This window comes from Acinetobacter sedimenti, from assembly GCF_022601685.1.
Lineage (GTDB): Bacteria > Pseudomonadota > Gammaproteobacteria > Pseudomonadales > Moraxellaceae > Acinetobacter > Acinetobacter sedimenti.
The window spans coordinates 26,915-41,002 of sequence record NZ_JAKUML010000002.1 but is presented as its reverse complement, the minus strand read 5'-3'; the positions used below and the strand labels follow the sequence as shown (position 1 = coordinate 41,002).

Genomic DNA, 14,088 nt, shown 5'->3' with positions numbered 1-14,088 from the left:
TTTGCAGTCGCATACAAAGTTTAGCTTTGAGCATATAAAACTTTAAATCCCCGACTGTCGGCTTTTTGCACGCACTGTGCAAACTGAGCTTCGATCAAGGAAGGGTAATTCAAAAAACGATTGGCAACGATCCACAATTCCCCTTGAGGACGCAGTCGTTGTTTGGCAAATTTACACAGATTTTCGCTGGCTTGATAATTGGTCTTGATGCCTTGATGAAACGGTGGATTACTGACCACCACATCGAATTGATCTGAAATGTCTTGAATGTCGGTAATCGCAAGCGTCGTGAGTTGCTCACTTAGCTGATTCTCTGCAAAAGTGAGCTCGGTTGAACACAGTGCAAAAGCATCAATATCGACAGCAGTCATTTTTCTCGACGAATCTTGTTTTGCTAAAACGGCTGAAATGATGCCTGCACCACAGCCGAAATCTAAGACTGAGCCTGATTTGACGTGTTTAAGATAAGGTAAAAGTTGTGCTGTACCGACATCAAGATGGTCTTGGCTAAACACCCCAGGTAGGGCGCAAATTTGCAAAGTTTCATCATTTATTGAAATTGGATAACGCTTAATCCAAGTTTCTAAATGACTTGCTTTTTCAGTTGGCAGTTTGTCAATCACCAGTTGCCATAATTGGCAGTGTCGTGCGCTATCGAGTTTGATGGTTTTGCCAAAGCTTTGTAGTTGTTTGGCGCTACGCTCAATCCCCGCTTTCTTCTCACCGACTAGATAAATTGATTTGCCTATGCCGAGTAAGCGAATGCATTGCGCCAAAATATAGTCGAGTAAAGCCTTAGCTTTGGGGATAAAAATAATGATTTGATCATAATCATCTGCTTTTGGCTGAACATCAAAAGTGCTTTCGAGATGATTGTTAAAAAAGCTATGATCTGCAAAATTCCACGTCCATACCGATATTTGTGTCGCACCGACATTTTGTAATGATTGAAAAAGTTGATCTTGTGGTGGATTGACCAATAAGATACGACCCTGCCAATGGTCGTGGCGTAGAATCACTTCACTTTTTGCATCCATTGGCGATACTCATTTGCAAATATTGGGTTGTGCTAATCAGTTCCTTGAAATGAACAATTAACAATTTCAAAAAAGGCGACTATTTTAATCGACTCGACCAATAAGGCAAACAAAAAAAGATAAAGGGCTATTTTGCAGGGGTGTTTGATCGCTGTTAATCATATTGCTTTGCCTGATAAATAGCTTAAACCTAGATAAAATCTGTCATCTGATTGCAATAAAAAATCCAATCAATTTGCGTAATCGGATAACTTGAATTGTATAAAATTTAAGAAGTGTTTTGATTTTTAAAAAGAAATAAATAAAAAATCTTAGAGGATTTGTCGTCAAACTGTCACTACTCAATGTTAGGCTTTTGCTGTATAATTTGTCCTCAAATTTTTTAGTAGCATTTTTCCATGTCAGATATTAAAAATCTTCGCAACATCGCAATCATTGCGCACGTCGACCACGGTAAAACAACATTGGTTGATAAACTACTCCAACAATCAGGTGCTCTCGGTGATCGTGCAGGTGAGATTGAGCGTGTCATGGATTCAAATGCGCTAGAAAGCGAGCGTGGTATTACTATTCTTGCAAAGAATACAGCGATTTCATGGTTGGATAAACGTACTGATACCACATATCGTATCAACATCGTGGACACCCCAGGACACGCCGACTTCGGTGGTGAAGTGGAACGTGTAATGTCGATGGTAGACTGCGTATTACTTCTTGTTGATTCACAAGAAGGTCCAATGCCTCAAACTCGTTTTGTAACGCAAAAAGCCTTTGCACGTGGTTTGAAGCCAATCGTGATCATCAACAAAGTGGACAAGCCAAGTGCACGTCCAGACTGGGTAATCGATCAAGTATTTGATTTGTTTGATAACTTGGGTGCATCAGATGAGCAGTTAGACTTCCCAATCGTCTACGCATCAGGTCTTCGTGGTGTGGCAGGTCCTGCGCCCGATGAGCTTGCAGACGACATGACACCACTATTCCAAACCATCGTTGACATCGTTGAACCGCCTGCGGTCGATGTGGACGGTCCATTCCAAATGCAGATTTCATCACTTGACTACAACAGCTTCGTGGGTGTCATCGGTGTTGGTCGTATCCAACGTGGTTCAGTGAAGTTGAACACACCAGTCACTGTGATCGACAAAGAAGGCAAAACACGTAACGGTCGTATATTAAAGATCATGGGTTATCACGGTTTGGAGCGTATTGATGTGGAAGAAGCATCTGCAGGTGACATCGTATGTATCACTGGTATTGATGAACTGAATATCTCTGATACGATCTGTGACCCAAAAAATGTTGAAGCATTACCACCGCTATCTGTAGATGAGCCAACAGTTTCGATGACTTTCCAAGTGAACAATTCGCCGTTCGCTGGTAAAGAAGGTAAATTCGTGACTTCACGTAATATCCGTGAACGTCTTGACCGTGAATTGATCCACAACGTCGCACTTCGTGTAGAAGATACAGACAGTCCTGACCGTTTCAAAGTATCAGGTCGTGGTGAACTTCACCTTTCAGTATTGATCGAAAACATGCGCCGTGAAGGCTTCGAGATGGGTGTATCTCGTCCGCAAGTGATCATGAAAGAAGAAAATGGTGTTAAACAAGAGCCATATGAAAACGTGACTTTTGATGTGGAAGAGCAACATCAAGGTTCTGTCATGGAGCAAATGGGTCACCGTAAAGGCGAACTCACCAATATGGAAGTGGACGGTAAAGGTCGTATCCGTATCGAAGCAACTGTGCCATCTCGTGGTTTGATCGGCTTCCGTTCAGAGTTCTTGACTATGACTTCTGGTACAGGGATCATGACGTCAAGCTTCTCTCATTATGGTGATGCGAAGCAAGGTACTGTTGCAAAACGTCAAAATGGTGTATTGATCTCAATGGTACAAGGTACTTGCTTGGGTTATGCGCTATTTACGCTACAAGATCGTGGTCGTCTATTTGCTAAACCACAGCTTGAAGTGTATGAAGGCATGATCGTGGGTATCAACTCTCGCTCTGACGATATGGTTGTGAATCCAACGAAGGCAAAACAGCTGACTAACGTCCGTGCATCTGGTACAGATGATGCGTTGACTTTGACACCTGCGATTGAATATACACTTGAGCAAGCGCTTGAATTCATTGAAGATGATGAGCTAGTCGAAGTAACGCCAAAGTCGATCCGTATCCGTAAAAAATTCTTAACGGAAAACGAACGCAAACGTAACCGTGATAAGTAATTCATTTGCTAAGTAATGATGTTCTAAGTCTTTACTTGCTTGAGTCAACAAAAGCCGATTTCGAAAGAGGTCGGTTTTTTTATGATATTTTATGAGTGATCAAATGTAGAGCATTCATATGAAGCAACCGAATCAACCTTATAGTAAAGCTGGGCTATGGACAATTCGTGTGGTACAAGTCATTTTGGTCCTGACCGTACTATTTGCACCGTTGATGATTTGGGCGTTGATTCGAAGCGATCAAGAACCGAGTAGCTATCAGATTGATCAACATGGTCAAGATGTTGGTGGCGAGCGCTCCGCATTTAAAATTTATCAAGATAAATTGCTTGTTGCGGTGCCAAGCGGTGGCTATTACCCCTTAGCTCAGGCAGACATTTCGACAATCCGACTGCTCGGTAATGACTATAATGCACGGCATATCGCAGTCGATAAAAATCATCTGTATTGTGGCAATCACACGATTACTGAGCTAAATCCTGCAACCAGTAAAGTGATAGCTCAGGGCTATCTGACTGATGGTAAGCACAGCTATTATTGTGCGCCGATGACTGAGCAAAATCCAAATCTGAGTGCAGTACAAGAAGTTTGGCAAGAGGTTTTATACACTTTAGGGGCGGGGGACAAACCACTAGGATATTGGCATCCGATCGTCAAACTGAATCATACCAATGTCCCATATAAGATCACGCTAGATGGTATCGCCAGTAATGGTTCGAGTACCTACTATCAAGGGCAACTCATGCCACAGGCGAATGCAGATGAGTTGTACTATATCGCAGAGCGAGCCAATGGGCGTTCCTTGCCTCGAGTTAGTGAGCACTATTCCAGTGATGGTGAGCAGGTTTATTTTGATCAGCGCTTACTCGATTTAACATCAAATCCCGATTTACTTTCGATACGTTTTGGCATTCGTGATCATTATCTATTTGATCCCAAAACGCAGAATTATTATTTGGAAGATCAGGCATTTCCTGCAAAAAATACACCTTACAAAATGTTAAATCCAAGTGATGATCACGCTGACCATGCACTATTTCTCTCACCAAAAGGCATCTATTTTTATCATAAGCGCAATCAAAAGATTGAGCGTGCAGGCGATAATCCGTTTAATTCCAAGCTGATCCAAATTGCGCCAGACGTGTATAGCGATGGCAAGGATACTTATTTTTTAAGTCTAGCAAGAAAGACCGTGCGTAGTCGGCGAGGGCAACGGCTCTGTTGGTTTGCCACCAATCTTAATCGGCTTGAAAATACACCGCCAGTATCATGGCACAAGCTCGCAGATGTGAAATATGATATTTGGCAAAAGGGCACGTTGTGGCGAAATCAAGATCGAATCTATTATTTTGATGAGCTTGGACAAGGACAACTATTCAAGAGTGCAGTCTACCAAGTAATGGAAGCGCCAAGTGTGCAACGCCTACATGGAAGCGTGCGAGATGATGATATTCGCCGTATGATCTATGATGAAAAGCTCATCATTCCAAAAACTAAAAATCCGATTCAAGCCAAAGAGGAAGTGCGATTCTGCTTATCTTTTGGTGGGCTATACGCTTGAAATGTTTAGAAAATTTATAGAGATAATTATGGTTCTAATTTCAATACAATGTATACTGATTTTAATGTTTTAATTAATATTAATGAATATATACTTTAAGTTAGAAAAATTAATATTGGTGAATGATATGCAAGCCTATCTCCATCGCAGTGAAGATCGTGGTCATGTCCAAGCAGGTTGGTTAAACACACGACATAGCTTTTCTTTTGGCAGTTGGCACGACCCCAAATATATGGGTGTCAGCGCTCTTCGAGTCATTAATGATGACCATATCGCAGGCAATCAAGGCTTTGACACGCATCCGCATGACAATATGGAAATCCTGACCTGTGTGCTTTCAGGTACGATTTCGCATAAAGACAGCATGGGCAATGAGGGCGATATCAAAGCAGGCGAATGGCAACTGATGAGCGCAGGCACTGGTGTGCGCCACAGTGAAATGAACCGTTATGATGAAGCGGTGCATTTACTCCAGATTTGGGTAATTCCGAATGTACAAGATACCGAGCCGACGTATCAGCAAGTGGCGTGCGATCCGAATGATGCGCCCAACCAATGGCATCTCATCGCAGGGACTACCGATCAAGCCTTGATGCACATCCGCCAAAATGCGGAAATTCGCAGTGCTATGTTACACGCAGGGCAAAGTCTAACTGTGGATCAGGTAAAACGAGTGAACTATGTGCATCTGATCAAAGGTGAAGTGAACATCGGTGAGCATACGGTGAAAGCGGGTGATGCCTTAGTCTTTGAAGATAATGCAGTGATTGAAGCGAGTGAAGACAGTCAAATGATTTGGTTTAATTTGCCGTGACTTTCAAATCGAGCATCTTTTAAGAGAATGAAAAGCGAGCCGAGGCTCGCTTTTTTAACTGCTAGTCTGGTTTATTTGTATGCTGTTTAAACTTAAAATCCCCTACGATCATACCAAGTTTAGAATGCTTGATCTGCAATAAAATTTCAGTGGGTTGATCGCTTTGTTGAAACCGCTTGAACTGATGTTGAGTTAGGCAATATTCAAAAAGAAGATGATCGGACTGTTCAAGTTTGAGCTGATATTTGCAGAATGATCTCTTGGGCACTAAATCCCCAGTAGCGAAAGTATTTATTGTACTGTTCTGCCCAAAAGCATAAGTATAAAAGTGTGGAATATAGCCACAAAAAATAATCCAAAATAGTGCGGTATAGCAAAACGGCAGGAGAATCACCCAACAAAAAAACTGCATTGGACGTGAGAAATGGAATTTAGGATCAGGATTATTTAACCATTCACCGAAGTGTTTTAGATAAAATGCCCAGAAGAATAAGCAACACGACAGTATCGTGGATAGATAAAAACTCAACAAAGATACAGTTTTATTCGGAATAAACTGATTAAAAAAACATCATTTTAAATATTGCTAAGCACAATACTAACAGTAAAATTTTCAAAAAGCTCTTTTGTTTCGGTGTGGTTTTCCATACAGGCGTAGGTGCTTTTGATTCATGAAACACGAGACCAAAGCTCCTACACCTGATGAAACAATTTAATTATTCCTCTCTTGCCTTAGCATTCGACTTTTTGGATTTCTTGGTCGATTTCTTTGCTTTGGCTTTTTTCTTCGCTTTGGCTTTTGCTGCTTCGCCATCTGATTTTTTTGCCTTTTTCTTCTTCGGCTTTTTATCAGTTGGTTGCTCAAAGATTTGTTCTAAATCTTTTTCTGCTTTGTCGGTTGTTTCCAGATTTGGCAAGACTTCTGACACAGGTTTTTTACGGCGTGTAGTACTTGGTCTAGCACTTGTCGGATTGCTACCGTTTGCATTGCTACTGTTTACATTACTAGGTGATTTTGAACGTGTCGGACGCTTACTATTTTGATTTTCGCCAGTTGAGTGATTACTTGCATTATTAGTATCAGCACGATTGCTTCGTGGCGCACGGCTACGCACCGCACGACCTTCACTGGTCAGTTGTTTGACCAAATCAAAATCAATTTTGCGTTCTTCCAAATTCACCTGAGCGACTTTGATTTTAATGGTGTCACCCAATGCAAAAGTACGTCCATGATGTTGTCCGACTAAGCGTTGCAATGGCGCATCATAAACAAAATAATCATCGCCCAACTGACTGATATGGATCATGCCATCGACATACAAGTCTTTCAGCGTGATAAATAAACCAAAATCAGTCACAGTGGTGATCACGCCATCGAATTCTTCACCGATATGCTGTTGCATATAGTGGCATTTTAGCCAGCTGGTGACATCACGAGAGGCTTCATCGGCACGACGTTCAGTCTGTGAATAATGCTCGCCTGCGGCATCCAGTGATGCACCTTGTAGCGGATAGGGTTTGCTTGCGAGTTTGGCTTTGATCGCACGATGCAACAGTAAATCAGGATAACGACGAATCGGTGAAGTAAAGTGCGTGTATGCTTCATACGCCAAGCCGTAATGTCCTGCATTTTTCGGACTGTAATAGGCTTGCATCATCGAGCGAAGCAGCACCGAATGAATACTGGTGGCATCGACACGATCTTTAGTCGCTTCGATGACACGCTGATAATCGGCTTGGGTTGGTTGTTCTGGGAAACTTAAACCCAGCAATTTGACAAAATCACGGACTTTCTGAATCCGTGAAAACTCAGGTGGCTCATGCACACGATACAGTACAGGCACATCTTGTTTTAAAGCAAAATCTGCGGCGGCAACATTGGCAAGGAGCATACATTCTTCGATCAAGCGATGTGCATCGTTGCGTGTACGAGGCAAAATCTGCTGAATCGCACCTTTATCGTCAAAGGTCATATAGGTTTCAACTGTTTCAAACTCCATCGCATGACGCTCTTGGCGTAGATTGAGCAGAGTTTGATAGAGTTGGAACAGCGTATTTACTGATTTATGAATTGTCTTATCATCAGGAATGGCTTTTGTATTTCCTGATAAATAGTCAGCGACTTGAGTATAGGTCAGACGTGCTTTGGAGTGCATTACCGATGGATAGAACTCATAACCTGTGACCCGACCAGTACGGGAAAGCGTCAAATCGCAGACCATACATAGGCGATCGACGTGCGGATTCAGTGAGCATAATCCATTGGATAAGGCTTCAGGCAACATCGGCAAGACATAATGCGGGAAATACACCGACGTACCACGTTGCTGAGCTTCTTCATCGAGCGGTTGATCGACTTTGACATAGTGGCTGACATCGGCAATCGCCACCACCACACGGTAGCCACCGCCTGCACGTTTTTCTGCAAAAACGGCATCATCGAAATCTCGAGCGTCTTCACCATCAATGGTGACTAAGGGTAAATCTCGCAGGTCAATGCGACCTTTGCGATCTTTTGCAGAAGGTTCTTTGTAGCTTTCGGCTTCTTTTACCACTTCATCAGGGAATTCATAGGGCAAGCCATATTCCAATATGGTTGCAGGAATAATGATTTGCGTATCGGCGTGATCCGCCATCGACTTGATCACATGCCCTGTGGCGAATTCTTCACGGGTTGGATAATCATCAATGGCAATACGCACCGCATCGCCAATTTTTAGGCTGGCATGTTCTACCAATTCTTTTTCTAAGGTAATTGGTTGATGCGTATTTGGCGTATTCGGTTGAATAAAAAACTCACCTTCATGCTCGCACAGCTCACCGATGATTTGTTGCACTTGATGTTTAATGACTTCTGTAATAAAGCCTTGTTGCTTACCACGACGATCAATACTGGTCGGACGTACACGGATACGATCGCCATGAAACACGAGGCGAAGTTCACGCTCTGTCAGTACCAAATCATTATGATCTTTAATCACCGCAAAGCCTTGACCACGATGATTTATTTCCACGGTGGCATCAAACTCTTGATCATCATTGCATAGCTGATAAGTCTGACCGATACGTAGCAACTGCCCATCACGCACCATTGCGCCAAGACGGCGACGTAAGGCTTCGAGATTGTCATCATTATTTAAGGCGAATTTTTCTGCAAGATCGTCGTAGCTTAGACCTTGTTCTGCTTGCTCAATGTGTGAGGAGATCAGCGTTCGGCTTGGAATCGGGTTGTCATAACGCTGTGACTCGAGTAAGGCTTCGGGATCGTTCCATTTTTTTATCATGATTTATATACCCACGCATCTCATCAAAATCTGTATATCGAGCAATAGTTTAGCATATTGTCGGTTGCGCTTTGTGTGAAATTTGATTGCAAGATCATGACCAAACGGGTTTTATCACTTGGCGATGATTAATTGCGCAAAAAGCACGGCTTCCTTGCGCTAAACTCAAAAAAAAGCATTGCAACACTTGATGCGGGCGCATTTAATTTGTATTATGGCGACCTCGTTACGGTGAGATGTCCGAGTGGCCGAAGGTGCTTCCCTGCTAAGGAAGTGTGGGTTTTATAGCTCACCGAGGGTTCGAATCCCTCTCTCACCGCCAACGAGATAATGTTTTTGACATGACCTTATGCGCTCATAGCTCAGCTGGATAGAGCACTTGGCTACGAACTAAGGGGTCGGGAGTTCGAATCTCTCTGAGCGCACCATCAATCCTTGCATTGATCTAAGTCTGTCTACATTATTTTGAAATGCGCTCATAGCTCAGCTGGATAGAGCACTTGGCTACGAACTAAGGGGTCGGGAGTTCGAATCTCTCTGAGCGCACCATTCATATCGATGTTTAGATTTTCAAATTAAGACTTTTAAGTTAAAATTGATCGAAGATGAAACTGATTAAACCGCAATCGTTAGATGAGCGGTTTTTTTGTGCTTAAAATTTTTAAGTGATTAGCAAGAGATTGCTTTAATTGGTTGACCGAGGCGTCTAAAAAGCCAGCTTTTCAAAGGATGATAATCTATGCAAAATGTTTCATAACATGAAGAATCAAGCTTCTTATGAACATTACTGAATTTGAAATTCCAGTTTCTGATCCAAGACTCCCTGATCAAGAAGGCAGAGTCTTTGCAAAGTCCTGGCAATCTGCAGACTGCAAAGCTGAGCTTGCGCCTATTGTATTGATTCATGAATCTTTGGGTAGCGTGGCGCAGTGGCGTAATTTCCCAGAGCTTTTGGCAGAGCAGACCAAACGACAAGTAATTGCCTATGATCGCTTGGGTTTTGGACAGTCATCTGCGTTGAATCAGCCTTTAGATTTAGATTTTGTGATTGATGAAGCGAAAACGACTTTTACTACATTGGTTCAAGCGTTAAATATCCAGAAGTTTGTGGTTGCGGGGCATAGCGTCGGTGGCGGAATGGCAGTTGCTGTCGCAGAAAAGTTTCCATCACAATGTCTAGCAGTGATCACTATGTCTGCACAATCTCAAGTTGAGCAGATCACTTTAGATGGTATTCGTGAAGCTAAACAACTCTTTGCTGAACCAAAGATGCTTGCAAAACTGGCAAAATATCATGGGGATAAAGCGCAGTGGGTGCTCGATGCGTGGACGGAAACATGGCTTGATCCAAAGTTTGCCACGTGGAATTTGGATGCTTATCTTGCTCGGATACAGTCGCCAATTTTGGTGATTCATGGTGAGCACGATCAATATGCGACTTTGGCACAACCTAGACGTTTTATCCACTTGGCACAGGTTGAAAAGCAATTGGAGGTTTTACCAAACTGTGGGCATTTTCCCCATCAAGAGCAAACGCAGCAAGTCTTGGTAGCTATTGAAAAGTTTTTACAGCAGATGCAATAGGTGCGAAATTAATCATCGGCATGTTATGATGGATTGTATGTGAATTGAGCAATTAAATGGATTGATTCGAATAAAACTATGCAACCTCGAAAAAATCCGTATAATTCCCACACTTAATGCGCTCATAGCTCAGCTGGATAGAGCACTTGGCTACGAACTAAGGGGTCGGGAGTTCGAATCTCTCTGAGCGCACCATTCATCTCAATGTTCAGATTTTTAAATTAAGACTTTTAAGTCAAAACTGATCAAAGATAAAGTCGATTAAACCGCAATCACAAGATGAGCGGTTTTTTTGTGCCTAAAATTTATTGCTGTAGTCGTTTACAGTCCAAGTTTTGTTTCGGCTTTGGCGCTGACCACGCTTGCCATCGTTGCGGACGGCAACACATCATGATAAGGCAAGCTACGCATTGCTCGAAGTAAGAATGGCGCATCATCATCGATTTTCCCTGCGGCGGTGATTTTCCAGACTGAGCCTGACTCAAAGTCTTTGACCGACATGCGTGATTTCATAAACTTAACGTCACCACCCACCGCATACATATCGACTTGATTCTCCGCAAGATCAACAAAACGAATCCGTGAGCTAAATGGAATGCTAATCACACCCAATCCGACACGAATATCATAAATCGCATCTTGCGATTTCAATTGATCCTGATTTTGAATCAATTTGACACTTTTCACTTGATTACTAAAAAGGGTTTTAAAGACATTCGGTGAAAGCAGTTGTTTTGATTTTTCGCTTTTTGCCGAGAAATATTGATAGCTGGTACTAAAGCGCAAATCTTCCTTGCCATGTTTGTATGGTACGACATAAGGGCGATGAACAAAGGTAATTGGTTGTTTGGTCTTTTTACTCAGTTGTACCAAGTGCTTGTATTCTGCCAAGGTTGTGAGTTTTTCAGGTATTTTTCCTGCGCCGAGTTTAACTGCTTTGGCTTTACCGTTAAATTTTTCATTCAAAGCCTCTAAAGCAAAGGTGTTTGCAGCATATGGAATCCCTGTTTTGATCTCTGGCATGGCTTTGAGTAGAGTCGTGATGAGAAAACCTTTGGTCACATCGAGATCATTCCAATGCGTGAGCGTGACTAAAGTTTTGTTGTTACCTAGTGCGAACCATTCAAACTTGCCCATACCGTGCGGAAAAGAGGAGTCGATCACAAGTGAACTCATGCTGTTTTTCGTCAAGTGATGTTGTAGTGTCACATCTTCATTGAAATTCAAGACTTTGATTGGTGTCGGTACGCTGACACGATATTCCACTTGGCTGATTTCTTCTTGCGCTTTGGTATCGTCTTTATTGCTTTCTAAGACTTTGGCTTTTTTTAAAGTGGGAAAAAGTCCGACATAGCCTGAGTAATCTTTTAGAGTGTTATAGATCTGTTCAGGTGTGGCATTGACCACGAGTGCAGCCGAGCTATATTGCGCACTTTTGTAGCTACGAGTACCTGACTTATCGGTATATTTGATCGCTTGTGGCACATGGCTATAAATAAAAATATCGTCATTGGCGACATTTGCCACTTGTTTGGCGCTGTTATTGAAAGGTGTGAGTGCGCTCGGTGTCGGGTCTTGCCAATCGACTAATTTGGCATAAGTGCAGAGTGGCATCATTGCCATAGTGAAAATGAGGTACGTGCGGATATATTTCGGCATATAACGGTTTTGCATATGAACTCCATGTTCGCATTTTTTGTTTTACTGCAAATTTACTACACATCAATTTTGCTAGATTTGGGAATTTAAGTAAGTATTGAATCATAATCTACCTTTTTAATAATGCATAAAATGTAGACGAATGCAGTGTTGTTGTTAAATTTGTTTTGGCTTTTGTATTGTCTAGACTTCCTTGCTAAAGTAAGGTGACATTTTTTAATGATTTGCGATTATGACTGAACAAGCGAGTTTTAGTTGCCGTTATCACCTGACTTTGGAAGAGTCCAAAGAAGGCTTTGCTTTGGCGACATTTGGCAAAAAGAAATTTACCCGTTATCTGACACCACTACTGAGTGTGGGGATTATCATTTGGGGCTTTTATCTCGGATGGCAAGGCATTGGTCAGGTGTATATTATTTTAGGTTTTTCTTTTTTATTGCTCCAGTTACTGATGCGTTTTGTGATTTTACCGAAGCTGTTTTCACGACAATACGAACGTTATCAATATGGTCGAGTTGAGCAGGGTATCGATCTATATCAAGACTCGGCAGTATTGATTGCAGCCGATCGACAGCATCGTTTTGCCTATAGTGATGTGGTGCGATTGATCAAAGGTAAAATCAGTTATGTGATTGAGCTGAAAGATAAAACGGTGATTATTTTGTCGAAGTCAGCGATTGAGGCGACGGGTAAGCAGGATGTGTTTGAATCAGCTTTCCGTAAACATTAATTCGTCAGTTTTCAAATTCACGGCTTTTCAAGTTTAAAGCGCTTCTATTAAAAATCTTTAGCCTAAGGACACATCATGCAAAGCCCTTCAAAAATTATCTGTGTCGGTCGCAACTATGCCGATCACGCCAAAGAGCTCGGTAATGCTGTGCCTGATAGCCCTGTACTGTTCCTCAAGCCACCAAGTAGTCTGCGTACTTTGCAAGATGGTATTGTGTGGAATACCGATCTGGGTGAATGTCATTTTGAATGTGAGCTATGTTTGCAGATCGCTAAACCACTGTCACAGGTAACAGATAAAGATGAAGCTTTATCGGCGATCGGTGCGGTGACTTTGGGCTTGGATTTGACCTTGCGTGATGTACAAAATACATTGAAAAATAAAGGTCAACCGTGGGAACGTGCCAAAGCATTTGACGGTTCATGCGTACTTGCAGAGTGGGTGGATTATGATCCTGTGATTGATTTAGATCATTTGACATTTCGCTTTGCGCAAAATGGCGTGGTGAAACAGCAGGGCAATACGCAAGATATGATTTTTGATATTGCGACTTTACTGGTCGATATTAACCAAGTATTTCGCTTAGAAGTTGGTGATGTGATCATGACAGGGACACCAGCAGGCGTTGGTGCGTTATATGTCAAAGATCAGCTTGAGATGACGTTGAATTATGGTGATGTGCATCAGTGGACGACGTTTTGTCGATAATTGAAAGCTTTATCGTCATAGTATTTATGAGTTGTTCAAGCCAGTTAGTTTTTATTAAGACGAGAGCTAAAGAACACGATAATCATTACTAAAATAGGAATGTAGAGAAAATCTACAATTTGCTTAATGAAAGAATGTTGTAAGTCACTTTGATGGATAAAGTGTTTGAACAGAAGATAGATTGTCGTACATCCGAAAACTGCGCCTGAAAATTTCAAAGTATAGATAATTGACGGTTTTATCTGATCTTTTTCGATGATCAATCTGTTAAACAAAATATAAGCAATAAAAATCAAGAAGTAGCACAAGATTTTAAGTGAAATAAATCCCCATAAAATTTGGCGATCAGGAACTATTTTCGTCACAGTATAGATTGATGCTAAAAGTAACATCGGACTGACAATACTTAGGATCAATTTAAGGTTTATAGCTTTCAGCATCAAGTTCTCTTTATAAAAATGGCATCATCTAATCTAA

At 41.8% G+C, this 14,088-nt stretch carries 9 protein-coding genes and 4 tRNA genes; 10 read left to right on the top strand and 3 right to left on the bottom strand.

What is annotated here, in order from left to right; translation table 11 throughout:
• Window positions 1-20: 20 nt before the first annotated feature.
• Window positions 21-1,037: a methyltransferase gene (locus MKI79_RS01335; protein ID WP_241570278.1), complete on the bottom strand. Its 1,017-nt coding sequence runs from the start codon at window positions 1,035-1,037 to the stop codon at window positions 21-23.
• Window positions 1,038-1,435: 398 nt separating this feature from the next.
• Here MKI79_RS01335 and typA point away from each other — a divergent pair, with 398 nt between their 5' ends.
• From typA to MKI79_RS01320, 3 genes are all read left to right on the top strand, one after another.
• The gene (typA, locus tag MKI79_RS01330) at window positions 1,436-3,271 is read left to right on the top strand and encodes a translational GTPase TypA (RefSeq protein WP_241570277.1); all 1,836 of its coding nucleotides are present in this window, start codon (window positions 1,436-1,438) and stop codon (window positions 3,269-3,271) included.
• Between the two features lie 118 nt (window positions 3,272-3,389).
• Complete coding sequence (locus MKI79_RS01325; protein WP_241570276.1) at window positions 3,390-4,832, top strand: DKNYY domain-containing protein; 1,443 nt, start codon at window positions 3,390-3,392, stop codon at window positions 4,830-4,832.
• Between the two features lie 127 nt (window positions 4,833-4,959).
• Window positions 4,960-5,646, top strand: a complete 687-nt coding sequence (locus MKI79_RS01320) for a pirin family protein (protein ID WP_241570275.1) — start codon at window positions 4,960-4,962, stop codon at window positions 5,644-5,646.
• A gap of 716 nt (window positions 5,647-6,362) precedes the next feature.
• Here MKI79_RS01320 and rnr read toward each other — a convergent pair.
• On the bottom strand, window positions 6,363-8,930 hold the full coding sequence (gene rnr / locus MKI79_RS01315) for a ribonuclease R (protein ID WP_241570274.1): 2,568 nt from the start codon (window positions 8,928-8,930) through the stop codon (window positions 6,363-6,365).
• A 230-nt stretch (window positions 8,931-9,160) separates the two neighbouring features.
• Here rnr and MKI79_RS01310 point away from each other — a divergent pair.
• The 5 genes from MKI79_RS01310 (at window position 9,161) to MKI79_RS01290 (ending at window position 10,709) form a co-directional block, all read left to right on the top strand.
• Window positions 9,161-9,252 (top strand) — tRNA-Ser (locus MKI79_RS01310).
• 29 nt (window positions 9,253-9,281) lie between these two features.
• Window positions 9,282-9,358 (top strand) — tRNA-Arg (locus MKI79_RS01305).
• A 44-nt stretch (window positions 9,359-9,402) separates the two neighbouring features.
• Window positions 9,403-9,479 (top strand) — tRNA-Arg (locus MKI79_RS01300).
• Window positions 9,480-9,707: 228 nt separating this feature from the next.
• Window positions 9,708-10,514, top strand: coding sequence for an alpha/beta fold hydrolase (locus tag MKI79_RS01295; RefSeq protein WP_241570273.1), 807 nt, complete (start codon window positions 9,708-9,710; stop codon window positions 10,512-10,514).
• A 118-nt stretch (window positions 10,515-10,632) separates the two neighbouring features.
• Window positions 10,633-10,709: transfer RNA gene (locus tag MKI79_RS01290), tRNA-Arg, on the top strand.
• 126 nt (window positions 10,710-10,835) lie between these two features.
• On the opposite strand, the gene MKI79_RS01285 is transcribed toward MKI79_RS01290, so the two are convergent.
• Window positions 10,836-12,188, bottom strand: coding sequence for an SRPBCC family protein (locus MKI79_RS01285; protein WP_241570272.1), 1,353 nt, complete (start codon window positions 12,186-12,188; stop codon window positions 10,836-10,838).
• Window positions 12,189-12,405: 217 nt separating this feature from the next.
• On the opposite strand from MKI79_RS01285, the gene MKI79_RS01280 reads away from it, so the two are divergent.
• Together MKI79_RS01280 and MKI79_RS01275 are read left to right on the top strand one after the other, a co-directional pair.
• Entirely contained in the window at window positions 12,406-12,903 is a 498-nt protein-coding gene (locus MKI79_RS01280; RefSeq protein ID WP_241570271.1) for a hypothetical protein, read from the top strand.
• A 72-nt stretch (window positions 12,904-12,975) separates the two neighbouring features.
• Window positions 12,976-13,611 carry a fumarylacetoacetate hydrolase family protein gene (locus MKI79_RS01275; RefSeq protein ID WP_241570396.1) on the top strand — a complete coding sequence of 212 codons (636 nt, stop codon included), beginning with the start codon at window positions 12,976-12,978 and terminating at the stop codon, window positions 13,609-13,611.
• Window positions 13,612-14,088: the final 477 nt, after the last annotated feature.